We start from the raw sequence: 24561 nt of genomic DNA, 5'->3' as shown, positions 1-24561 counted from the left end.
TTTGTTTCTTAAATAAAAAAACTTTGAGTTCATATAAAAAGCTTCTAAATCAAACCGCTATTTACGGCATTGCGACTGTATTGCCAAGAATGTTAAGTTTTCTTTTGGTAAGGTTGTATACAGATTATATGCCTTCAAGTGAATATGGAGAGGTTTCTATCATTTTTTCCTATTTGGTTTTTTTCAACGTAGTTCTTTCTTACGGAATGGAAACGGCCTTTTTTAGATTTTATAATTCAGAAGATAAAAAGGAAAATGTAATTACTACCTCAATGATTTCTTTGTTGGTTTCCACACTTCTTTTTTTAGGGGTCTCTTTGTTTTTTAAAGATGATATTGCTGTTTTGTCGAATAAAAATGTAGATTATATTTTCTATACTATTTTAATCTTGACCTTAGATGCTCTCGTAATTATTCCTTTTTCAAAATTGAGAGCTGAAGGAAGACCTATAAAATATGCAATAATTAAAATTAGCAACGTAGCAATTAATTTATCATTGAATGTTTTCTTTCTGGTTTTCTTACCAAAATGGTCTCAAAATAGTTCTTTGTTGCAAAATATTTATATTGAAGATTTTCAAATTGGTTATATATTTATCTCAGGTGTTGTAGCAAGTCTTTTTACTTTATTAGTGTTATTGCCAGATTACTTTAAATTGAAATGGCAATTTGATTTAGTCCTTTGGAAAAAAATGATGCATTATGGTTTCCCAATTTTAATTGCTGGAATTGCTTTTGCAATCAATGAGCATTTTGATAAAATTCTATTGGAATGGATGCATGTTGATTTGGCAAATATTGGTGCTTATTCTGCTTGCTATAAAATAGGAATGTTTATGGTTCTATTTAGAACAGCATATACTTTGGGTATTGAGCCTTTCTTTTTCAGTCATGCAAAAAATGAAAATGCACCACAAACCTATGCGGAAATCACAAAATACTTTGTAATATTCGGTTCGTTTATGTCGCTTGGAGTAATTGTTTTTGCGGATGTTTTAAAAGTAGTTTTAGTACCACGAGAAGAATATTGGATTGCAATGAATATTGTGCCTCTAATTGTGATTGCTAATTTTTTCTTAGGTATTTATACTAATCTTTCGGTTTGGTACAAGTTAATCGATAAAACAAAAATTGGTGCTTATATTTCAATCGTCGGAGCTTTAGTGACTCTATTGTTTAATTTTCTTCTAATTCCTTATATTAGTTTTATGGGTTCGGCAATCGCAACTATTTTGGCTTATGGCGCAATGATGATGATTTCGTATAAGCTAGGGCAAAAAAACTATCCAATTCCTTATGATAAAAAGAAAATCGGTTTCTATTTAGGACTATCAGTTGTATTAAGTTTGCTTTCTTTTTACATTCCTGTTTTAAGAGAAACCTATGTTTTTGGAATAGCTAGTTTATTAATTTTTGTTTACTTTGTATATCGAAATGAACAACAACTTTTTTCAAGAATTTTAAAAAGAAAATAATGCAAATTAAAATTATAAATAAATCTTCTCACGAATTACCAAACTACGAAACTATTGCTTCGGCAGGAATGGATTTACGTGCAAACATTACCGAATCAATTGTGCTAAAACCATTAGGAAGGACGATTGTTAAAACCGGACTTTTTATTGAGTTGCCAATCGGTTTCGAAGCGCAAGTTCGTCCCAGAAGTGGTTTGGCTGCAAAAAAAGGAATTACAGTTTTAAATTCTCCAGGAACTGTCGATGCTGATTATCGTGGCGAAATAGGTGTAATTTTAGTCAATCTTTCAAACGAAGATTTTACAATTGAAAACGGAGAAAGAGTGGCGCAATTAGTTATTGCAAAACACGAACGAGCAGAATGGATTGAAGTAAGTGAATTGTCTGAAACTTCTCGTGGCGAAGGTGGTTTTGGAAGTACAGGAGTGAAATAATCATTTCAAATTTCAAAAATTTCAGGTTGAATGTTCAATTTGAAATTAACGAATATTGAAATTTTAAAAAAAAAATAAAAAATGAAAATAATAGTACCTATGGCAGGTCGTGGTTCACGTCTTCGCCCACATACATTAACAATACCAAAACCTTTAATTCCTGTTGCGGGAAAACCAATAGTTCATCGATTAGTTCAAGATATTGCGGGAGTATTGAATCAAGATATTGAAGAAGTTGCTTTTATCATTCACGAAAGTTTTGGTAAAAAAGTTGAGAACGATTTAATTGCAATTGCTGAAAAATTAGGAGCAAAAGGAACTATTTATTATCAAAATGAAGCATTAGGAACAGGTCATGCAATTATGTGTGCAAAGGATTCTTTAAGCGGACCAGCTGTAATAGCCTATGCAGATACATTAATCCGTGCCGATTTTGATTTAGATCAAACAGCTGATAGTGTTATTTGGGTAAAACAAGTTGATCAACCAGAAGCTTTTGGGGTAATCAACCTAAATGAAGCAAATGAAATTGTAGAATTGGTTGAAAAACCTCAAGAATTTGTTTCTGACCTAGCGGTTATTGGAATTTACTATTTTAAAGATGTTGCTATTTTGAAAAACGAATTACAATTAGTAATTGACAATAACATTATTCATGGTGGCGAATACCAGATTAACGATGGTATTAAGCAAATGATGGAAAAGGGCATGAAATTTGTTCCTGGTAAAGTAGATGAATGGATGGATTGCGGAAATAAAGATGTTACGGTTGATACCAATTCTAGAATGTTGAAATTTCTTCATGATGATGCAGAAGAGACAATGATTGCTGAAACAGTTAGAATTGAAAACTCTACAATTATTCCACCATGTTATATTGGTGAAAATGTTGTTTTGATTAATTCTATTGTGGGTCCAAATGTTTCATTAGGTAATTCAACACATTTAACAAATACAAAAATTCAAAATAGTTTAGTACAAACTCATGCGCATATTAGAAATGCAAAATTAGATAATGCAATGATTGGAAATCATGCGATTTTTGATGGTGATTTTAAAAGCATAAGTATAGGAGATTATTCAGTATTAGAATAAATAATTTGAAAAACATTAAAACAATAGCACTTTTATTCTTGTTGGTTACTTTTAGTAATCAACAAGTTTTTTATGGACAAACCAGCCCAGATGAAATTGCTCTTGTAGAAAATGATATTGAAAATAATTTCTATGAAGCGTTAAAACAACGTGGAATTGAAAATTATGACAAAGCAATTGCCGCAATTCAAAAATGCATTAAAAAAGACAATACAAATCCTGTTTTTTACCATGAGTTGGGTAAAAATTACTTGGATTTAAAACAATATGCAGAAGCTGAAAACGCTTTCAAAAAAGCAATTGAATTAAACCCAAATGAACGTTGGTATTTAAATGGTCTATATGATGTGTACTACCAAACTAAAGATTTTTTAAAATCTATTCCTGTGGTTCAAAAGTTGATTTCATTTGATCCAAACATGAGTGAAGATTTAGTTTCACTATACATGTACACAAATCAGCACGATAAAGCATTGAGTTTATTAAATGAAATGGAAAGCACATTGGGTTTAAGTCAATCTATGGAATATTATAAATTAAAGATTCAATCTTCAAATGCTTATTCAAAACCTGAAGTTAAGGAATTAGAAAATTTAATTAAGAAGCAGCCTAAAATAGAGCAAAATTATATCGATTTAATGATGCTTTACTCTACAAGTAATCAAGAAGAAAAAGCGTTTGAAGTTGCTAAAGAATTGGCTAAAGAAATTCCAAATTCAGATTGGGCTCATATAAGTTTATTTAAATTTTATTTAGTCAATAATGAAATTGATAATGCAAAAAAATCAATGCTTAAGATCTTTAAGAACAAAAACATTGACGCAAGAATTAAACATAGGATTCTAAATGAATTTTTAATTGTTACTATTAATACAAATGAACACGATAGAGATTTAGAACAAGCTGTTGATTATTTCGAAAATGATAACGTAATTAATGTTTCCAAAGAAATTGGAAAGTTTTTTTACAACAAGAAAGATTATCTAAAAACTGAACTTTATTTAAAAAAAGGATTAGAAAAAGAACCAAACGATATTGAAACAATTTTATTACTGTTAGATGTTGAAAGTACGTTGGGAAAATTTGTAGAGGTTAAAAAAATAGCAACAAATTATACGGATTTGTATCCTACATTTGCAAAATTATATTTTTATGCTGGTTTAGCTAATTTTAAGCTTAATAATACTAATGAAGCTATTGATCAATTAGAAATGGGTTTAGAATTTATAGTTGAGGATTTAGCTTTAGAAAACCAGTTTTACTTGCTTTTGGCAGAATCGTTCAAACAAATAAACAACACAACAAAGGAAAAAATGTATCGTTCTAAAGCAGAACTTATTCAAAAGAATTTCAAGAAATGAAAAAAATAATTATTGTTTTTATTGGGTTAACACTTATGATTTCTTGTAAAACAAAACAATCAGTTTTAGAATCTGCAGCAAATGAGTCTTTAGCTGCAACAAAGATTATTTCAGGTCATTACGAAAACGAAAAAGATTTCTCTACTCTAAATATTAGAGCAAATGCAAAGTACAAAGACGAAAAACAATCTTATTCTGTAACTGCAGATATTCGCATTAAGAAAGATGAACTAATTTGGATTAATATAAAATTATTAGGTTTTCCTGTTGCCAAAGCATTAATTACACCAAATAAAGTGAGTTATTATGAAAAAATAAACAACACTTATTTTGAAGGCGATTTTAGTTTATTAAGCAATTGGTTAGGAACTGAACTCGATTTTAATAAAGTTCAAAATTTATTAATTGGTAACGCTATAGATGATTTGACTAAAGCTAAATATGTGGCTAAAATTGAAAAGGAATTGTATCAATTAACTGAAAAAAACAAAGGCAACACCTCAAAAACATTTGATTTTGAAGGAGGAAATTTTTTATTAAAAAAGGAAACTATTTTTCAAGAACAAGAAAATAGAAAATTAGAAATTTATTATCCTTCGCATAAAAAACAAAATAATGTATTTTTGCCAAATGAAATTAATATAAAGGCACAACAAAAAGAAACAGTTTTCATTGATTTAGAATATAAAAATATAATTTTTAATGAAAATTTGAGTTATCCTTTTTCAATACCAAGTAGTTACGAACAAATAAATGTTAACTAGAAATTTCAAAACAATATTATCTTTGTAAAAACAATAAAATGAAGCAATTTCAATTATACATACTTTTTTTCTTTTGCTTTTCTATGGGGTTTTCTCAAACTCAACAAGAAAAATTAGAAGCGCGTAAAGAGCAAATTCAGAAAGAAATTTCTGCGTTTAAGAGTTTGTTGCAAACAGAAAAGAAAAAAGAACGTTCTGTATTAAGTGAAATTGCAGCACAAAAAGCACGTATACGATTAAGTGAACGATTAATTACAACAACAGCTAAGCAAAAAAGGTTGCTAGATGATAATATTTATTTAAATCAATTAGAGATTAATAAATTAAATAAAGAGTTAAAAATTCTTAAAGAAGATTATGCTAAAATGATTGTAAAATCATATAAAAGCAGAAATGATCAAAGTAGAATTATGTTTGTCCTTTCTTCTCAAAACTTCCTTCAGGCTTATAAGCGTATTCAGTACATGAAGCAGTATGCTGGATTTAGAAAAATGCAAGGAGAAGAAATTCAAGAAAAACAAGCAAGATTAGGAGTTGCAGTAGTTAAGCTTGAAAAAGATAAAAAAAACAAGGAAAAGGTTATTATTGAAAATGAAGCTGAGAAAAAGATTCTAGAAGAAAAGAAAAAAGATCAAGAACAATTAGCAAAACTTATTCAAAAGGACAAAAAGAAATATACAGCTGATATTGATAAAAAGCAAAGAGAAGCAAGAGATATTGACCGCCAAATTAAAAAAATTATTGCCGATGAGATTGCTGCAGCTAATAAAAGAAACGCTGCAAAAACAGGAACAACTGCTTCTTCGTCATCAGTTGCTAAATTCGATTTAACACCTGAAGGAAAAATAGTTTCGGATAATTTCAAATTAAATAAAGGAAAATTACCCTGGCCTGTTGATAATGGATATGTACAATTAAGATATGGAGATCAACCACATCCTGTTCATAAAAACCTTACAGTTCATAATAGTGGAGTGGAAATAGCGACTAAACCAGGTTCTAATGCTAGAGCTATTTTTGGTGGTGTAGTACTGCAAGTACAAGTGATTTCTGCAAATAATAAAGCAGTTTATGTTCAACATGGAGATTTTATTACAGTTTATTTGAACTTAAGTTCTGTAAACGTAAGTAAAGGGGACGATGTTTCTATAAAACAAATATTAGGTAAAATACATACCGATTCGTCTGGAAGCGCTGTGATTAAGTTTTTAGTATTGCAAAATACAACTTACTTAAACCCTGAACAATGGATGTCTAATATGTAATTTAACAAAATGTATAGAATTTCTGTAATCTAAAAAGGTGGAATATAAATACATTTACCTTGGTTAATAGCAGTAATTTTTTCTAATCAAAAAAATTAATTCAATAATCCGGAGTGGGGACTCCGGATTTTTTTATGCTTATTGTTTTAACAAAATGTACAAATAATCTGTAGACAGATATATTGGGATTGAGGTATCTTTATATCGGTTAATAGTAGTAATTTTTTCTAATTATAGAAAATTTGTAAACATCCTAAGTGTGCCCCACTTAGGATGTTTTTTTTATATTTTATTGAAAAGTTCTAACGCTTTTGTAATACTCTTTACGTTATCGAATGTTATCAATAAACGCAATCCGTTTTTAGTTTGTTTCTCTTTAATTTTACAAATGTTACCATTCTGTTGAGCAAATTGCATCACTTTTATAAACTTATTAGATTGGTAATACTTACTTTGTTGGTCGCTGATAAAATAGCCAACAAGTTTGCCTTGCTTCATTAATAGTTTTTCAATTCCTATCGAAGTGGCTTTCCATTTTATTCGTAAACTATTTAATAGTGCAACTGCAGGTTTTGGAAGTGCACCAAAACGGTCAATTAATTTTTGTTCGAAAAGTAATAAGTCTTCTTCTTTTTTAATTAAGCCTAATTCGTTGTATAAACTTAATCGTTCAGTTACACTGTTAATGTATTCGTCAGGAAACAATAATTCGAAGTCTGTGTCAATTAAAATGTCTTTTACGTATTCTTTAGTGTCAATATTATTTTCTTCCGGGTAAAGGTCTTTAAATTCGTTTTCTTTTAATTCATCAATAGCTTCGTTCATGATTTTTTGATACGTATCAAAACCAATTTCATTGATGAATCCACTTTGCTCGCCGCCTAATAAATCTCCAGCACCACGAATTTCTAAATCTTTCATTGCAATATTAAATCCACTACCTAATTCGCTAAACTGTTCTAATGCATTGATACGTTTACGAGCATCGTCTGTCATGGCAGATTCTGGTGGAGTTATAAAATAACAAAATGCTTTTTTATTGCTTCGTCCTACGCGACCCCGCATTTGATGCAAATCTGATAATCCAAAATTATTAGCATTATTGATGAAAATGGTATTGGCATTAGGGACATCTAATCCGCTTTCAATGATAGTTGTCGCAACAAGCACATCAAATTCACCTTCAATAAAAGCAAGCATTAATTCTTCTAGCTTTTTACCTTCCATTTGTCCGTGACCAATTCCTACTTTCGCATCAGGAACTAATCGCTGAATCATTCCTGCAACTTCCTTGATATTTTCAATTCGATTATTGATAAAAAACACTTGCCCTCCACGTTCAATTTCATAAGAAATAGCATCTCTAATAACTTCCTCGTTAAAACGAACAACATTTGTTTCAATTGGATGTCTGTTGGGTGGTGGAGTTGTGATTACCGATAAATCTCTTGCCGCCATTAACGAAAACTGAAGCGTTCTTGGAATTGGAGTTGCAGTAAGTGTAAGTGTATCAACGTTTGCAGCAATAGTTTTTAACTTATCTTTTACGTTTACACCAAATTTTTGTTCTTCATCTACAATCAATAAACCTAAATCTCTAAACTGAACATTTTTGTTTACTAATTGATGTGTTCCAATGATAATGTCTACTTTTCCTTCGCTAAGCGCTTTTAAAGTTTCCGATTTTTGTTTAGCAGTTCTAAATCGATTCAGATAATTTATTGTAACCGGCATGTCTTTTAAACGTTCGGTAAACGTTCTATAATGCTGATAAGCAAGAATTGTGGTTGGAACTAAAATAGCTACTTGTTTGCCATTATCAACCGCTTTAAATGCTGCACGAATGGCAACTTCTGTTTTGCCAAAACCTACATCGCCACAAACCAATCGATCCATTGGTCTGTCGTTTTCCATGTCCATTTTTACATCATTAGTAGACGAAATTTGGTCTGGAGTATCTTCATAAATAAACGAACTTTCTAATTCTTTTTGCAAGTAACTATCAGGAGCACATGCAAAACCTTTGTCTAGTCTTCTTTTTGCATACAATTGAATTAAATTAAAGGCAATATGTTTAACACGTGCTTTTGTTTTTTGTTTTAAAACTTTCCAAGCGTTGCTTCCTAATTTATAAATTTTTGGTGGAGTACCATCTTTACCGTTGTATTTTGAAATTTTATGCAATGAATGAATGCTTACGTACACAATGTCGTTATCGGCATAAACCAACTTAATGGCTTCTTGTGTTTTTCCTTCGACCTGAATTTTTTGTAATCCACCAAACTTTCCAATTCCGTGGTCAATATGTGTAACATAATCGCCAACTGATAATGAAGTAAGTTCTTTTAAGGTGATAGTTTGCTTCTTAGAAGCACTATTTTTAATAGTGAATTTATGATAACGTTCAAAAATTTGATGATCTGTATAGCAAGCCAATTGGTTTTCTATATCTATAAATCCTTGAAACAATGGATAAACTAATGTTTTATATTGTTTGCGAATGCTTTCGTGATTTTCCTCATCAATACTTTCAAAAATATCATGAAAACGTTTAGATTGACTTTCGTTTGAACATAAAATATAATTTGAAATGCCATTTTCATGGTTTTCGCTTAAGTTAGCTAACAATAAATCAAATTGTTTATTGAAAGAGGGTTGTGGATGAATGTGAAATTCGAAACTTTTATCTAATGAAAATATTGATTTGTTGTTTAATTCTACAATTGGAAAATCAATTACTTTTCTTAAAAACGTTTTTTCGTTTACAAATAATTCTTCTGGATTGGCTTGTTTAATTTCGCCAGTTAATTTTGAATAAGCTTCATCTGCTTTTCCAAATAATGTATTTAATTTTTGACCAACTTGCTCGGTGTTTTGAATAAATACAGCTGTTTTTTCATTAATATAACTTAAAAAACTTTCTCTGTTTTCTTGAAGCATTTTGTTTTCTACATTTGGAATAATAGAAATTTTCTTTAATTTCTCTTTAGAAAGTTGGGTTTCAACATCAAAACTTCTGATGCTGTCTACTTCATTTCCAAAAAACTCTATTCTGTAAGGTTCATTATTCGAAAAAGAAAACACATCGATAATTCCACCACGAACTGAAAACTCGCCAGGTTCTACAACAAAATCAACACGTTTAAAGTTGTATTCAAAGAGCGTTTCATTGATAAAATCAATAGATAAATTGTCGTTTACAGCAAGTTTTAAAGTGTTTTTATCTAATTCTTTTCGGGTAACTACTTTCTCAAATAAAGCTTCAGGATATGAAACAATAATTGCCGGTTTTTTTCGAGAATTGATTCGGTTTAAAACTTCTGCTCTTAGTAAAACATTGGCATTATCTGTTTCTTCAATTTGATAAGGTCTTCTGTATGAGCCAGGATAAAACAGAACATCTTGGTCATTTAGCAATTGTTCCAAATCATTTAAATAATAGGCAGCTTCTTCCTTGTCATTAAAAATCAATAAAAATGGAATGTCCGATTTTTTAAATAGAGATTGTATGATGATTGATAATGAAGAACCTATTAACCCTGAAACCGAAGCTTTTTTTCGTTCAATTAATAACTGACTTATTTGTTCAATTTTAGGATTTTGCTCGTACTTTTTTAAAATTGCGGAAATGTTCAAGGGTGTGATTTTAATTTATTGTAAAAATAAAAAAACCACTACAATTCCAATTGGTTTATAGTGGTTTTATTTTATGTTTTTTTGAAAATTATAAAATTAGTTTTCTTCTTATTTTTTGTGAATTTCCAAGTGTAATTGTTATAAATATTGTTTGATTGGCTTGAGAAATATTTTTTTCAAAAGTTAAGTTGTTAATGTTTTTCTCTTCAAAAAGTAATCTTCCGGTAATATCAAATGCTTCTATTGAACTAATATTTAAATTATTTGAGACAAATTTTGTGGTTTCATTTTCTGAATAAACAATTAAAGAAGAATCGTTAACTAAATTATCATCAGTTGATAATGATAGATCTTGATAGCGCAACTTAAACCTGTTGTTAAAAGTTCCTGTGGTAGTTGTAAATGTAAAAGTGCTTGTTTTTAAATTATGAAATGTTCCATTACTTGTATCTTCTAAGAAAATGTCTTTATCGTCGAAAAAAGTATCGGTATGATCAATTGCAATATCATAACTTCCTGCTTGAGTTGTGTTTATTCCTAATGGTATTTGATCAGTTACAATCCAAGGATAAGCTCTTCCTTGAATGGCGAAGCCTAAAGTAGAAGGAGGAATTAATGAATAGAACTTTATAGCGCCTGATGTAGAAGCAAGTGCATCTGTTCCAAAATCATAATCATTTGTCGCCCCTTCTTGATACCCAATAGCAATTTGTTTAAATGCACCTAATGAATTTGTTAGATTCAAATGAATATAATAATTTAAAGTTGTTGCCTGGTTGTTTCTGTAAAATTGAGTGTTATTTCCACCTACGCGCATTGCATTCGTAAAGTTAATAATTGTTGTAGTTCCTGCAGAAGCAAAAAAACCTTGTCCAGAAGCTATATATTGGTCAGGAACTGCTCCTCCTGAAACAGCTTGTGTCCCAGTGGTTCTGGTTCTAATAGCGTAATCATCTGTGGTAAATACATTTGCTACAATGGCTGTATTATGTGTCCAGAAATATAAAGTTCCAAGATTTGTGTTGTCAATTAATGTTATAACATCAATTGCAGATGGATAAGGGTTTGAAATAAAGTTATAATTTAATAACGATGGATCAAAAGCATCCACATTTACTGGAATATTTCCATTATTTGGAGTGCCAATAAATTCTCCATTATAAGATTGGGCAGTAGTTGTAAAGTTTTCCGGTGCTCTAACGGCATAGCCGACCCCGGGTGTCATTACTGTTGAGGCAGCTACATTTGCCCAATTGTTTACAGCTGTATTTGCATTAAAAGTATGGTATCTGTCAGCTCTTGTGTTAGGTGATAAAGCACTTAATAGTTGAGAAGAAACAGGTGATCCCCAATAGGTGTATTCGCCAAACTTCATTGGAGTTGTAGTTCTTTTATAAGTGATATCTCCAGTATTAATGGCAGATGAATTTATTTGTAATAAACTTGCATTATTTTCAAAAATTAAACTTGCACTTGCATCAACTGTAATGTCATTTTCAACTGTTAAAGTATGTGAAGAATTAAATGTTATAATTGCAGGGTTGTTTACTGTTATTGATTTAGTTGCCAAATTTCCTAAAGAAGAATAGTTCCCTGTAAAAACAGCATCAATTGTACTGTTTGGAATACCGTTGTCCCAAATAGTGCCATTCCAAGTGGATGTTTGTGAAAATGCTAATTGAGCAAAAAAACATATTGCAATTAGGGTTGATTTATAAAAGTATTTTTTTTTCATATTTTATTTTTTTGGCATTTCTTTTTTAAGGTCATTCGATTTTGTTACACTTTCTTCAAAGGCTTTAGAATTTGCCATTCTTGAAGTATCTAAAGCTTTTATCATGAACTCTTCTCCAATTTCTCTTGGAATCGCTTCTTTTATAATAATTTCATCCATTTGACTATAAACTCCTCTCAATTCGCTGTTAATTTCATCGATAAGTGTAAATACTTTTTTTTGAGGAATTTCCTGAAGATGTAAATATGTGTCTAACGAATTAATTTTTGTAGTTAATGTTACTAATCTACTCCTTACTTGTGGATTATTAAATTTTTCAGGAACACTTAAACTTAAGCTATCTGATTTCTGTGCTACGTTTTCAATTTTCATTTGAAAAGCATGAAGAGTAGCTTTAGGTTTTTGTTCTAACTCTTTTTTAAATTGATCCCAATCGTTCCAGTTGTTTAAAGCAGATTGAATTTCTGGTTTTGTTGCAGGAAATTTAAACTCCCATTTTTTAGAAATTGCTTTAAAAACTTCAGCGTTTTTTTGTTCAGCTTTTGTTGAATTGGCATTACGATTATTGTCGTCAGCACAATTAATAAAAAGGATTGAAGTTAGGAATAATATAAAATATGTTCTCATTAAATATAAATATAAGCAAAAATACAATTGTTTAGCTAATTTATAATATGATTTCATTAAACTTAACATTTTTAAAATTTTAATTTATAGACTTCTTTTTAAAATAATAACCCAGACAAATTCTTATATTTGTGTTCTAAATTTAGTGAAAGCAATGAAAACAAAAATATTAATTATTGGAGCTTGTGGTCAAATAGGAACCGAATTAACGGCTAAACTAAGGGCTACTTATGGTGTTGAAAATGTAGTAGCTTCAGATATACGTAAGTTAGAAAACGATGTTGTAAAAAATGGTATTTTTGAAGTTGTAAATGCATTAGATTACAATCAAATTGAACATTTGATTGAACAATATGAGATTACAGATGTTTATCTTATGGCAGCATTACTTTCAGCAACTGCTGAAAAAAACCCTGCATTTGCATGGGATTTAAATATGAATTCTTTGTTTCATGTTTTGAATTTAGCTAAAGCAGGAAAAATCAAAAAAATATTTTGGCCTTCAAGTATTGCAGTTTTTGGACCAACAACTCCAAGAGAAAATACGCCTCAATATACGGTTATGGAACCTTCAACTGTTTATGGGATTTCTAAACAAGCTGGAGAAAGATGGTGTGAATATTATAATAAACAATATGGTGTTGATGTAAGAAGTATTCGTTATCCAGGTTTGATTAGTTGGGCAACAGAACCAGGAGGCGGAACTACAGATTATGCAGTAGATATTTATCATAAAGCCATTACTGAAGGTAAATTTACCAGTTTTCTTTCTGAAAACACAGGCTTGCCAATGATGTATATGGACGATGCTATAAAAGCAACTATTAGTATCATGCAAGCGCCTTCAGAACAAATAAAAATACGTTCGTCATATAATTTATCAGGAATGAGTTTTACTCCTGCTCAAATTGCAGAAGAAATAAAAACACATTTTCCTGATTTTACAATTGATTATGAACCAGATTTTCGTCAAAAAATTGCAGATAGTTGGCCTGCAAGTATCGATGACACTTCTGCAAGAGAAGATTGGAATTGGAAAAATGATTTTGACATGGAAAACATGACTGAAGAAATGTTTAAAAACCTAAAAGAACATATTTACAATTAGATTTATTTTTTTTGCAACTGAATCATAAAAGCATCTTCTATAGGTGCTTTTATTTTTACAACCTCATCTACATTTTCATTCGGCACAGTCATGGAAAGTACGTAATGCTTAATTTTCCAACTATTACCTTCTTTAACTAATATACCGCTTCCTCTACAAATTTTCATTTGTGTATTTAACAGCTCATCAAACCAAGCGGTTTTGCCATCTTTTGAAAAATAAACATTTCTTTCAAATGCAGTAAAACTCCACGCTTTTCCTTTGTCAAAATAAGGTTTTGCAAAAGCTATAAAATCTTTTTTATTCCAATTTTCAGTAGCATCTGTGCCAATAAATATAAATTCATCAGACATTGTATCAAAATAAGCATCAAAATTAGCTTTTGCTGCTGCTTCATGCCAATTATCTAATACCGTGTTTATTTGCCTTTTTAACTCTACTTGTTTTTGAGAATAGCTATTTACTGATAAAATAGTGATTAATATTAAAACTGCATTTTTCATAATGTATCTTTTTATAAAAGTAATAAGTAAATTTTATAAAACAAAAATTTGCACTAATTAACATTCGTGTTTTAAAATTCGGAAAAACTACAGAAAAACGAAACTACATCTATATATCAGCGTAGAGTTATGAACTCAATAAAAAAAGAAAATAACAGAAACAAAAAAGGCAAAAGTAGCATCGAGTATAAAACTATTTTAACTAGCTTCCCGTTTGAATGTGTATACTTATTTACAATTAATTCGTGTTTATTGTTATGGAAAATCAAAAAGTAATTAATAAACAAAGGAACAGCTCCAAAAACTAGAAAACCTATAATACCTCCTTCAATTTTACTGCCGGGCATAAGGTCAATTTCTAATAATAATCCGAAAAAATCATTAGGCACAAGAAAAACAGATAGGAACATTAGAAATAGACTTATAGCAACTGTAGTGTGTAAAAGGCTATAGAATTTCCAATCATACTGAAATTTTTCAGAATTATAATAAAAAATAGCATCCGCCCAAAAATTATAATAAAAACGTCTAATCATAATTTATTTTTATTATTTTAACCACATTATTTAGCAATAATCTTTTCTAACTAAAATAAAATTAAAACAAAAAAAGCCACTCTTACGAATGGCTTTTTATTAGCTCCCTCTCTTGGGCTCGAACCAAGGACCCTCAGATTAACAGTCAGATGCTCTAACCAACTGAGCTAAGAAGGAATAACCAATATGTTTGCATTTGTAAGATATAAAAAGCCACTTTAAAAAAGCGGCTTTTTATTAGCTCCCTCTCTTGGGCTCGAACCAAGGACCCTCTGATTAACAGTCAGATGCTCTAACCAACTGAGCTAAGAAGGAAGGTGTGTTACCTTTAATGCGGTGCAAATATAAGCTGATAATTTATTTTTACAAACAAAATGTCAAAAAATATTAGAAAAATTTATCTACTACTAATTGATAGATGTCTTTTCCGAATGTTAAAGCCATTAAGGTCAGTAAGATAATCATTCCAAATGTCTGTACTCTTTCGGCTGCCTTTATGCTTAATGTTTTTCCAGTAATCATTTCTACAATTGTAAATAGAGCATGTCCGCCATCTAAACCAGGAATTGGTAAAAGGTTCATAAATGCTAATCCAATCGAAAATAAAGCTGTAAAATTCCATATAAATTCCCAATCCCATGTGTCGGGTAAACGACGTGCAATTCCAACCGGACTTTGAACTTGCTTGTATGCTTCTGTTTTTGGGCTTAAAATTAATTTAAATTGTTTTACATTGTAAACTAACAATTGCCATGATTCTTTAACAGCAGCAGGCATTGCTTCTCCAATACTTAATTTGTTGATAACTTGATAGTCATCTTTGTTCATGCTATTTTGAATGAAGCCTAATTTGCCGTCTTCACCAACTAGCGTTTTAATTTCAACTATACTATTGTTTCTAGTTACTTCTAATGAAACAGTATCTTTTTTATGCTTTGATAATTCAGCACCTAATTCATCAAAATATGTAATCTTAGTTCCGTTAATCCCTATAATGTTATCTCCTTTTTGTAATCCTGCTTTTTCAGCTAAACTGTTTTTAGTTATAGAATCTATGGAAATGTTTGTTAATCTTGCTTGAACAAAGTTTTTTCCTTCAGTTGAAATAATTTTTCCTTTTTGTTCATCGGTCAAAGAAATATTTATTTTTTCACCGTTTCTTTCTAAAGCAATGTTTTCACTTAATAGAATATCAATAATTAACCAATTGAATTTTGGTTGAAACTTTCCATCAACAGATATAATTTTATCGCCATCTTGAAAACCTACACTTTTACCAATTTCTCCAAAAGCTAATCCGTTTTTTTGAACTACTTCAGAAGAAACATACTTTTGTCCAACTGTTGCAAACATTGTAGTGTAAATAAACCAAGCTAATAAGATGTTTACTACAATTCCACCAAGCATTATAATTAAACGTTGCCATGCCGGTTTAGAACGAAATTCCCATGGTTGTGGTTCTGTGTTCATTTGATCAGTATCCATGCTTTCGTCAATCATTCCCGAAAGCTTAACGTAACCACCTAATGGTAACCATCCGATTCCCCATTCGGTATCTCCTATTTTTTTCTTTACCAGTGAAAAACCAGCATCCATAAAAAGATAGAATTTTTCAACTCTAACTTTAAACATTTTTGCGGTTATATAGTGACCAAATTCATGAAGAATAACTAATACTGAAAGTATAAATAATATTTGTGCTAATTGAATCATTTTTTATGTCTGCTTTTATTTAAAAAAACAAAAGTAAGGTTTTAGAATAAATTATAGGATTAAAAATAAAATTTCTAACAATAGATTATGATTTCTAACTTTTTTTAAATGATTTCATTAAATTTGCGACTTAAATTCCAATAGAATATGTTACAAATAGCTTACATCAGAGAAAATAAAGAAGATGTTGTAAAACGTTTAATGAAGAGAAACATGAACGCTCAAGAACAAGTTGAGTTAGTAATTAATTTAGACGAAAAAAGACGATCACTTCAAGCAGAGTTAGATAACGTGCTTGCAGAATCAAACAAGCTATCCAAAGACGTTGGTGCTTTAATGAAAAGCGGTGAGAAAGCTAAAGCTGAAATTTTAAAAGTAAAATCGACTCAATTAAGAGATCAAGGTAAAGAACTTACAGAAACTTTAAATCAAGTTACGGGTCAATTGCAGGAAGAGCTTTATAAATTACCAAACTTACCGGCTGATATTGTTCCTGAGGGAAAAACTCCTGAAGAAAATTTAAATGTTTTTGAAGAAGGTGAAGTGCCAAAATTACATGAAGGAGCAATCCCTCATTGGGATTTAATAAAAAAATACGATATAATAGACTTTGAATTAGGTACAAAAATTACTGCGCCAGGTTTTCCAGTTTATAAGGGAAAAGGAGCAAAATTACAACGTGCTTTAATTTCATATTTTTTAGATAAAAATACAGAGGCTGGCTATACAGAAATGCAAGTTCCCTATTTAGTTAATGAGGCTTCAGCTTATGGAACAGGACAATTGCCAGATAAGGAAGGGCAAATGTATCATGATGTAAAAGATGATTTATATTTAATTCCTACCGCAGAAGTTCCGGTTACAAATATATTTAGAGATGTTCTTTTACAAGAAAATGAATTGCCTATAACGTATACTGGTTATACGCCTTGTTTTAGAAGAGAAGCTGGCTCTTGGGGAGCGCATGTGCGTGGTTTAAATCGTTTGCACCAATTTGATAAAGTGGAAATTGTACGTGTTGAACATCCAGATAAATCTTACGAGGCTTTAGATGGAATGGTAGAACATGTAAAAGAGATTCTTAGAGAATTGAAACTCCCATTTAGAATTTTACGTTTATGTGGTGGCGATATGGGATTTACTTCTTCTTTAACATATGATTTTGAAGTGTACTCAACAGCACAAGAACGTTGGTTAGAAATTAGTTCAGTTTCAAATTTTGAAACTTTTCAAGCAAATAGATTAAAATTACGTTTCAAAGATAAAGACGGTAAAAATCAATTGGCACATACTTTGAACGGAAGTTCATTAGCATTGCCAAGAGTTTTAGCGGGTATTTTAGAAAATTATCAAACTCCAGATGGAATTGTTATTCCAGAAGTATTACGTAAGTATACTGGCTTTGATATCATAAACTAAGCGCCCACAAATAATAATAATGTACTAAATTGGCTCAAAATGTGTTACTTTAGTACATTGTTTGTTTCTAATAGATATGAAAAATTTTTTCTCCAAAATAATTTTTTTGTTTTCGTTTTTTGCTTTTGCTCAAAACGAACAATTGGCGCTGGATTATTTTGAGAAGGGTGAATTTGAAAAAGCTGTTACAATGCTAGAAAGTATTTCAAATAAACAGCCAGCAAATTATTATTATTTTGAACGATTAATTACGTGTTATCAGCAATTGCAACAGTATGAAAAAGCAGAAAAAGCAATTGATGATAGAAATAAAAAATACCGTCAACCCATATTATATGTTGAATTAGGATATAATTTTCAATTACAAAAAAATAATTCAAAAGCACAAAAACAATATGATTTAGCTGTAAGTGAAGTGCAAAAAGAACCTAATTATGCTTATCAAATCGGAAATGTTTTTGAAAAAAAAGTACTTCTAGATTGGGCTTTAAAGGTCTATGACATTGCTCAAAAAGAGAATCCTAGTTTAAATTTTGATTACCAAATTGCCTTAATTCAAGGACAAATGGGTAATGTAGAATTAATGACCGATAAGTTATTGCAGTTTTCCTTTGACAAACAAGAGAATACTAGTTTGGTTCAAAATTATTTATCGCGTTTCATATCAGAAGACGTAAATGGAACTTTTACAACTTATCTAAAAAAAGCATTGCTTACCAAAACACAAAAAGCGCCAGACAATTATTGGAATCAGTTTTTGAGTTGGTTATATGTACAACAAAAAGAATTCGGAAAAGCATTTATACAAGAACGAGCAATATATAAACGTAATCCAGAAAGTTTTTACAACATTGTAGCTCTAGCAAGATTAGCAATCAACGATAAGCAAAATGAAGATGCAGCTGTTATTTTGCAATTTGTTTTAGAAAACACTTCAGATATAGGTTTGCAAATGCAAGCGCATCATTTTTTAATGCAAATGAAAATTGAATCGGCTAATGCGTCAGAATACGAATCGATTCAAAATGAATTAAGTTTGTTATTAAAAAAATACGGAATAACTCCTTATAGTTTAAATCTTCAAATTTTAGCAGCTCACTTTGATGCATTTTATAGTAAGCAACCTAAAGTAGCAATTCAATTGTTAAATTCGACTTTAAAGCTTCCATTAAATCTTAGAGAAGAATCTATTGTGAAAATGGAATTAGCTGATATTATGGTTTTCGATGAAAAATTTAACCAAGCAGTACTCTATTACGCACAAGTTGAAGAAAATTTAAAAAATGACGAGTTAGCACATGAGGCAAGTATGAAAATGGCTAAAACAAATTATTATAAAAATGACTTCGATTGGACTTTTCAACAGGTAAAAATTTTAAAACAATCGTCAAGTTTATTAATTGCTAATGATGCTATTGCTTTGTTTTTACTTATTTCAGATAATTCTCAAGATAGTACAAGAACTGCCTTAACAGCTTATGCGAAAGCAGATTTGCTTTTGTATCAAAAGAAAAACGATCTAGCTTTAACTGGGTTTTTAAGTATATTGGAAAACTTTAAAGGCGATAATATTGAAGATGAAGCGCTATTGAAAATCGGACAAATTTTCGAAGAGAAAAAAGAATTTTTACAAGCATTAAGTTATTATAAAAAAATAATTGAAAATCATAAAGAGAGTGTTTTTCTAGATGAAGCAATGTTTTATTCTGCTGAAATTTTCAATAAAAAACTAAATGATACTTTGCAGGCAAAACCTTTGTATGAAAAAGTAATTTTTGAACATCCGGATAGTATTTTTTATACAGAAGCGAAGTTACAATACCGAAAAATAAGAGGAGATAATTCACTGTAATAAATTCAAAACAAAGAATAAAAATGATAATATATAACGTTACTATAAATATTGATGAAAGCATACATGAAAAATGGTTGTTATGGATGCAGCAAAAGCATATTAACGATGTTTTGAAAACAGGTTTGTTTACCAAAGCAAAACTGGTTAAGGTTTTAGTGGAAGAAGACATGGGGGGTACAACCTATGCTGTGCAGTATTTTACAGATTCTAAAGATAAGCTAGAAGATTATTATAAAAATCATGCGCCAAGACTAAGAGAAGAAGGACTATCTTTGTTTGGAGATAAAATGTTAGCTTTTAGAACAGAGTTAGAAGTTTTTAGCGAGCATTTTCATTCAGATAATTAATTTTAAAAGACAAAAAAATGTCAGTAAGAGCAAAAAAACATTTAGGTCAACATTTTCTTACAGATGAAAGTATTGCTGAAAAAATAGCAGATTCAATTTCTTTGGAAAGTTATTCTAAAGTATTAGAGATTGGTCCTGGTATGGGTATGCTTACAAAGTATTTATTGGAAAAACCCAAAGAAACATTTGTAATTGAAATTGATACTGAATCGGTTGAATATTTGGGAGAAAATTACCCAAAATTAGAAGGAAAAATTATATCTAAAGATTTTTTAAAATACAATATAAACGAAGTTTTTAATGGAGAGCAGTTCGCAATCATTGGAAATTTCCCGTATAATATATCTACGCAAATAGTTTTTAAAACGTTGGAAATGCGAAATCAAGTTCCAGAATTTGCTGGAATGTTTCAAAAAGAAGTAGCGCAACGTATTTGTGAGAAAAAAGGAAGTAAAGTCTACGGAATTTTATCGGTTTTAACACAAGCATTTTACGAAGCCGAATATTTATTTACTGTTCCGCCAGAAGTTTTTAATCCGCCCCCAAAAGTAGATTCTGGTGTTTTACGTTTAAGAAGAAAAGAAAATTTCGTTTTACCATGTAATGAAAAATTGTTTTTTTCGGTTGTTAAAATGGCTTTTAATCAACGTAGAAAAACCATGCGAAATAGTTTAAAGGCTATGATTCATTCTGATGTTTTAAAAGAAGATAGTATCTTTGACCTAAGACCAGAACAACTTTCTTTTGAACAATTTATAGAATTAACACAAAAAATAGAGGCCGATGGAGTTTAAAATCAGCAAAGAATTCATTGCTCAAATAGAGCAACTTATTAGTGAAAACAAAGAACAAGAACTACAAAATTTACTTCTTGACGTTCACTTTGCTGATATTGCCGAAATTATGGACGAGCTTGATAGTCATGAAGCGAGTTATATTTTCAACGCACTAGATTCAGAAATAACTGCCGAAATTCTATTAGAATTAGACGAAGATGTTCGTGAAAAAATTCTTAAAAAATTATCATCAAAAGAAATTGCAGAAGAACTTGATGAATTAAGTACAGATGATGCTGCCGATATTATCGCCGAACTTCCTCAAGAAAGAAAGCAACAGGTAATTTCTGAATTAGAAGATGTAGAACACGCCAAAGACATTGTTGACTTACTTCGTTATGATGAAGATTCTGCAGGTGGTTTAATGGCAAAAGAGTTGGTAAAAGTCAATGAAAATTGGAATGTACTAACTTGTGTAAAAGAAATGCGTGCGCAGGCTGAAAATGTTTCTAGAGTTCATTCTATTTATGTAGTTGACGATGAAGGAAGATTAAAAGGTAGACTTTCACTTAAAGACTTATTAACCACTTCTACAAAAACTCCTATTAGTGAAATTTATATTCCAAAAGTAGATTATGTAAGAGTAGATACTGAGAATGTTGAGGTAGCTCGTATTATGCAAAAGTATGACTTAGAAGCTATTCCAGTTGTAGACGAATTAGAAAGATTGGTTGGTAGAATTACCATTGATGATATTGTCGATGTAATTAAGGAAGAAGCTGATAAAGATTACCAGTTAGCTGCAGGTATTTCGCAAGATGTTGAGGCAGATGATAGTATTCTTGAACTAACAAAAGCACGTTTGCCATGGTTGGTATTAGCGCTTTTTGGAGGTTTTATTTCGGTTAAAGTATTGGGTTTATATGAACCAGCGATGGACATTCATCCAGAATTGTTCTTTTTTACACCTTTAATTGCTGCAATGGCAGGAAATGTGGGAGTACAGTCTTCTGCAATTATTGTTCAAGGTTTAGCTAATAATGCTTTGTCTGGTTCACTGTTCAAGCGATTATTGAAAGAGTTATCATTAAGTTTATTAAACGGATTTATTTTAGCAATTTTACTAATCATAGGAAGTTATTTTCTGCTAGATATAGATGTAAAAACAGGGATTACGGTTTCTTTAGCCTTACTCTCTGTTATTATTATGGCATCTTTAGTTGGAACTTTTATACCTATTGTTTTAGATAAATATGGTATTGACCCAGCACTTGCAACCGGACCCTTTATAACAACAAGTAATGATATAATGGGAATTATAATCTTCTTTACAATTGCAAAAGGTATTTTAGGGTTTTAATTCTAATTACATTTTTCGGGAATTATTACAACCTTTTTTATAGGTGTTATTTTCTCTAAAACCCATTTAATGGTAATTTTATTTTCCCAATCCACATAGTATTTTATTTTAACAATGCCATTTGGAATCTTTTTATCTAATTTCCATTCTTCGTAAACGGTTTGATTTATAAAAAAGGGTAAAAATGTTGGGCTATTTCTATCTACTATGAAATGTATATCTTGAATACTTTTTCTTTTTTGATATTTAAGACTTCTGTTGCACTTTATTGCATAATGATAATATGATACAGAATTAATAATGGTGTCGTTTAAGTTTTCAAAATAATAATCTTTTACTTTGTATTTAAAAGGATATTCAGATTGAAATAATATAGAAACACAATCAACATTTATTAAATTTGTTTCTAATAGTTTTTGTCTGTTAACAGGTTCGTTGATATAAGGTCTTTTTTTTCCTTCAAACTCTCCAAAATTAAACATGTTGTTTAAACTGTCTTTTCTATAAGATAGAACAAGGTAGTTATTTGCTTTAGAGTTAATTAAATAGAAGGGTTTTGAAATTAATTTTGTAGAGTCAAGAACACTTTTGTATTCTAACATATAATCAAAATCATATGTTTTTTGAGAATAAATAAGTTGACTGAATAATAAAAAGACGAGTAGTTTTTTCATTTTTTAAAGTTAAAGAAAAATAATATTTATAAATAAGTTTTTAAAAAAAAATTACCTTTAGATTATTAAAATAATATCATGATTTCAAAATCTATTAAAATACTTCATATAGACAGTAATAATTCATTACTGCTAGATCAATTACAAAAATTAGGCTTTCAAAACGATGAGGATTTTATTTCTTCTAAAGAGGAAATAGAAGTTAAAATTCACAATTATAACGGAATTGTAATTCGTAGTCGTTTTAAAATAGATAAAGCATTTATTGATAAAGCTACAAATTTGCAGTTTATAGCTCGTGTAGGAGCCGGTTTAGAAAGTATTGATTCTGATTACGCTGAAAGTAAAAACATTCAATTAATTGCAGCTCCAGAAGGAAACAGAAATGCTGTTGGTGAACACGCTTTAGGAATGATTTTGTCATTATTCAACAACTTAAATAAAGCAAATACCGAAGTTAAAAGTGGTCAATGGAATAGGGAATCCAATCGCGGACATGAGTTAGATGGAAAAACCGTAGGAATAATTGGCTACGGAAATATGGGTAAAGCTTTTGCAAAGAAACTAAGAGGTTTTGATGTAAATGTGTTATGTTATGATATTAAAAATGCTGTTGGTGATGCAAATGCAAAGCAAGTTTCTTTAGCTGAATTACAAGAAAAAGCAGATGTGTTGAGTTTACATATTCCTTGGACGCCTGAAACTGATAAAATGGTGAATGCAGGTTTTGTTAATGCATTTAAAAAACCATTTTGGTTAATTAATACTGCTAGGGGGAAAAGTGTAGTGACTTCAGATTTAGTGACTGCATTAAAATCAGGAAAAATTCTTGGTGCAGGATTAGATGTTTTAGAATATGAGAAACTTTCATTTGAAAATTTATTTGACGAAAATCAGAAAAATGATGCTTTCGAATATTTAAAAAAAGCTCATAATGTTTTGCTTACTCCTCATGTGGGTGGCTGGACTTTCGAAAGTCATAAAAAATTAGCACAAACAATCGTAGATAAAATTGAATTACTTTACAATGGTAAGTCAGAGGTTGAAGTAAAAGAACAACGAGTAACTGGTTTAGGCGGTTTCTTTTTCAAAACTCAAAATCCTTCGCTTTTAAAAGAGTGGTATAAAAAACATTTAGACTTGCCTACCGATGAGTATGGTTGTACTTTTTGGTGGAAAAACGAAAACGGAGACGATTGTTCTACACAATGGAGTCCTTTTAAAGAAGATACAAAATACTTCGAACCATCGAAGAAAGAGTTCATGCAAAACTTTAGAGTTGTTGACTTGGAAGGTCTTTTAAAAAAATTATCACTAGAAAGTGTAACAATTGTAGGTGAAATGGAGACATATGAGTATGGTAAGTTTGGCTGGATTTTAGATTTGGAAGGAAATAAAATCGAACTTTGGGAACCAATAGATAATGCATTTAAAAACTAAAATTAATAAAGTATGGAAACTACAAAAACAAATGAAGATTGGAATCAACCACAAAGTAACATCCCTAATTTTAAGGTAGACCCAATTGTCGTGTTAATTCTTGGGATAATTACTTGTGGTTTATATTTAATTTATTGGAATGTTAAAATGGCAGAAGTTTTAAACGCTGTTAATAATAAAGAAGTGATTTCGCCAACTATTGCAATTGTTACGGGATGTTGCGGATTAAATCTGTTTTTCTATTGGTTAGTGGGTAGAGATGCGCTTCCAAAAGTATATCAATTAACGGGTCAGCCAAATAAAGATGATTCTACTTTGCTTTTAGTTTTAGGATTGTTTTTTCCAATGATTTCAGCAATGATTGTTCAATCGGAAGTTAATAAATTATACAATTAATACGTTTAAAAAAAATAGAATAGTTGGAATAATTAGCATACT

General features: G+C 30.1%; 19 protein-coding genes, 2 tRNA genes and 1 pseudogene. 14 read left to right on the top strand and 8 right to left on the bottom strand.

Features of this window, described 5'->3' with window-relative positions; translation table 11 throughout:
- Nucleotides 1-23: 23 nt before the first annotated feature.
- The 6 genes from UXY25_RS10180 (at nucleotide 24) to UXY25_RS10155 (ending at nucleotide 6394) form a co-directional block, all read left to right on the top strand.
- The gene (locus UXY25_RS10180) at nucleotides 24-1475 is read left to right on the top strand and encodes a lipopolysaccharide biosynthesis protein (protein ID WP_320815910.1); all 1452 of its coding nucleotides are present in this window, start codon (nucleotides 24-26) and stop codon (nucleotides 1473-1475) included.
- A complete protein-coding gene (dut, locus tag UXY25_RS10175; protein ID WP_320815909.1) occupies nucleotides 1475-1909 on the top strand; it encodes a dUTP diphosphatase in 435 nt (144 codons plus the stop codon). Before UXY25_RS10180 ends, dut begins: the two co-directional genes overlap by 1 nt.
- A gap of 81 nt (nucleotides 1910-1990) precedes the next feature.
- Entirely contained in the window at nucleotides 1991-3004 is a 1014-nt protein-coding gene (locus UXY25_RS10170; RefSeq protein WP_320815908.1) for a sugar phosphate nucleotidyltransferase, read from the top strand.
- A 5-nt stretch (nucleotides 3005-3009) separates the two neighbouring features.
- Nucleotides 3010-4365, top strand: a complete 1356-nt coding sequence (locus tag UXY25_RS10165; RefSeq protein ID WP_320815907.1) for a tetratricopeptide repeat protein — start codon at nucleotides 3010-3012, stop codon at nucleotides 4363-4365.
- Nucleotides 4362-5129: a DUF4292 domain-containing protein gene (locus UXY25_RS10160; protein WP_320815906.1), complete on the top strand. Its 768-nt coding sequence runs from the start codon at nucleotides 4362-4364 to the stop codon at nucleotides 5127-5129. The genes UXY25_RS10165 and UXY25_RS10160 overlap by 4 nt, the downstream gene beginning before the upstream one ends.
- A gap of 38 nt (nucleotides 5130-5167) precedes the next feature.
- Nucleotides 5168-6394, top strand: a complete 1227-nt coding sequence (locus tag UXY25_RS10155) for a murein hydrolase activator EnvC family protein (protein ID WP_320815905.1) — start codon at nucleotides 5168-5170, stop codon at nucleotides 6392-6394.
- A 282-nt stretch (nucleotides 6395-6676) separates the two neighbouring features.
- On the opposite strand, the gene mfd is transcribed toward UXY25_RS10155, so the two are convergent.
- The 3 genes from mfd to UXY25_RS10140 form a co-directional block, all read right to left on the bottom strand.
- Nucleotides 6677-9985 (bottom strand): transcription-repair coupling factor, encoded by a 3309-nt coding sequence (mfd, locus tag UXY25_RS10150; protein WP_414601380.1) that lies wholly within the window; start codon nucleotides 9983-9985, stop codon nucleotides 6677-6679.
- Between the two features lie 133 nt (nucleotides 9986-10118).
- Nucleotides 10119-11765, bottom strand: a complete 1647-nt coding sequence (locus tag UXY25_RS10145) for a hypothetical protein (protein WP_320815903.1) — start codon at nucleotides 11763-11765, stop codon at nucleotides 10119-10121.
- A 3-nt stretch (nucleotides 11766-11768) separates the two neighbouring features.
- Nucleotides 11769-12392 (bottom strand): hypothetical protein, encoded by a 624-nt coding sequence (locus UXY25_RS10140; protein ID WP_320815902.1) that lies wholly within the window; start codon nucleotides 12390-12392, stop codon nucleotides 11769-11771.
- Between the two features lie 154 nt (nucleotides 12393-12546).
- Between UXY25_RS10140 and UXY25_RS10135 the strand changes: the two genes are divergently transcribed.
- Complete coding sequence (locus tag UXY25_RS10135; protein ID WP_320815901.1) at nucleotides 12547-13500, top strand: NAD-dependent epimerase/dehydratase family protein; 954 nt, start codon at nucleotides 12547-12549, stop codon at nucleotides 13498-13500.
- A gap of 2 nt (nucleotides 13501-13502) precedes the next feature.
- Here the strand turns inward: UXY25_RS10135 and UXY25_RS10130 are convergent, their stop codons facing one another.
- From UXY25_RS10130 to rseP, 4 genes are all read right to left on the bottom strand, one after another.
- The gene (locus UXY25_RS10130) at nucleotides 13503-14003 is read right to left on the bottom strand and encodes a nuclear transport factor 2 family protein (protein ID WP_320815900.1); all 501 of its coding nucleotides are present in this window, start codon (nucleotides 14001-14003) and stop codon (nucleotides 13503-13505) included.
- Between the two features lie 639 nt (nucleotides 14004-14642).
- A tRNA-Asn gene (locus tag UXY25_RS10125) sits at nucleotides 14643-14716 on the bottom strand.
- A gap of 64 nt (nucleotides 14717-14780) precedes the next feature.
- Nucleotides 14781-14854: transfer RNA gene (locus UXY25_RS10120), tRNA-Asn, on the bottom strand.
- A gap of 72 nt (nucleotides 14855-14926) precedes the next feature.
- Complete coding sequence (gene rseP, locus UXY25_RS10115; protein WP_320815899.1) at nucleotides 14927-16252, bottom strand: RIP metalloprotease RseP; 1326 nt, start codon at nucleotides 16250-16252, stop codon at nucleotides 14927-14929.
- Between the two features lie 147 nt (nucleotides 16253-16399).
- Between rseP and serS the strand changes: the two genes are divergently transcribed.
- The 5 genes from serS to mgtE all read left to right on the top strand — a co-directional run bounded on the left by serS (nucleotide 16400) and on the right by mgtE (nucleotide 22009).
- A complete protein-coding gene (serS, locus tag UXY25_RS10110; RefSeq protein WP_320815898.1) occupies nucleotides 16400-17671 on the top strand; it encodes a serine--tRNA ligase in 1272 nt (423 codons plus the stop codon).
- A gap of 106 nt (nucleotides 17672-17777) precedes the next feature.
- Nucleotides 17778-19523 carry a tetratricopeptide repeat protein gene (locus UXY25_RS10105; protein ID WP_320815897.1) on the top strand — a complete coding sequence of 582 codons (1746 nt, stop codon included), beginning with the start codon at nucleotides 17778-17780 and terminating at the stop codon, nucleotides 19521-19523.
- A 23-nt stretch (nucleotides 19524-19546) separates the two neighbouring features.
- Nucleotides 19547-19873, top strand: a complete 327-nt coding sequence (locus tag UXY25_RS10100; protein WP_320815896.1) for a DUF4286 family protein — start codon at nucleotides 19547-19549, stop codon at nucleotides 19871-19873.
- 17 nt (nucleotides 19874-19890) lie between these two features.
- On the top strand, nucleotides 19891-20667 hold the full coding sequence (rsmA, locus tag UXY25_RS10095; protein WP_320815895.1) for a 16S rRNA (adenine(1518)-N(6)/adenine(1519)-N(6))-dimethyltransferase RsmA: 777 nt from the start codon (nucleotides 19891-19893) through the stop codon (nucleotides 20665-20667).
- Nucleotides 20657-22009, top strand: a complete 1353-nt coding sequence (mgtE, locus tag UXY25_RS10090; RefSeq protein ID WP_320815894.1) for a magnesium transporter — start codon at nucleotides 20657-20659, stop codon at nucleotides 22007-22009. Before rsmA ends, mgtE begins: the two co-directional genes overlap by 11 nt.
- A 2-nt stretch (nucleotides 22010-22011) precedes the next feature.
- Here the strand turns inward: mgtE and UXY25_RS10085 are convergent, their stop codons facing one another.
- Nucleotides 22012-22683, bottom strand: coding sequence for a hypothetical protein (locus UXY25_RS10085; protein WP_320815893.1), 672 nt, complete (start codon nucleotides 22681-22683; stop codon nucleotides 22012-22014).
- 78 nt (nucleotides 22684-22761) lie between these two features.
- Between UXY25_RS10085 and UXY25_RS10080 the strand changes: the two are divergent.
- Nucleotides 22762-23709, top strand: a pseudogene (locus UXY25_RS10080) (2-hydroxyacid dehydrogenase); the annotation flags it as partial.
- A gap of 426 nt (nucleotides 23710-24135) precedes the next feature.
- Nucleotides 24136-24519 carry a DUF4234 domain-containing protein gene (locus UXY25_RS10075; protein ID WP_320815892.1) on the top strand — a complete coding sequence of 128 codons (384 nt, stop codon included), beginning with the start codon at nucleotides 24136-24138 and terminating at the stop codon, nucleotides 24517-24519.
- Nucleotides 24520-24561 lie beyond the last annotated feature (42 nt).

The organism is Flavobacterium sp., assembly GCF_034111225.1.
GTDB lineage: Bacteria > Bacteroidota > Bacteroidia > Flavobacteriales > Flavobacteriaceae > Flavobacterium.
Note: the sequence above shows the minus strand (reverse complement) of the source record. Positions and strands in the feature narration are given on the sequence as shown.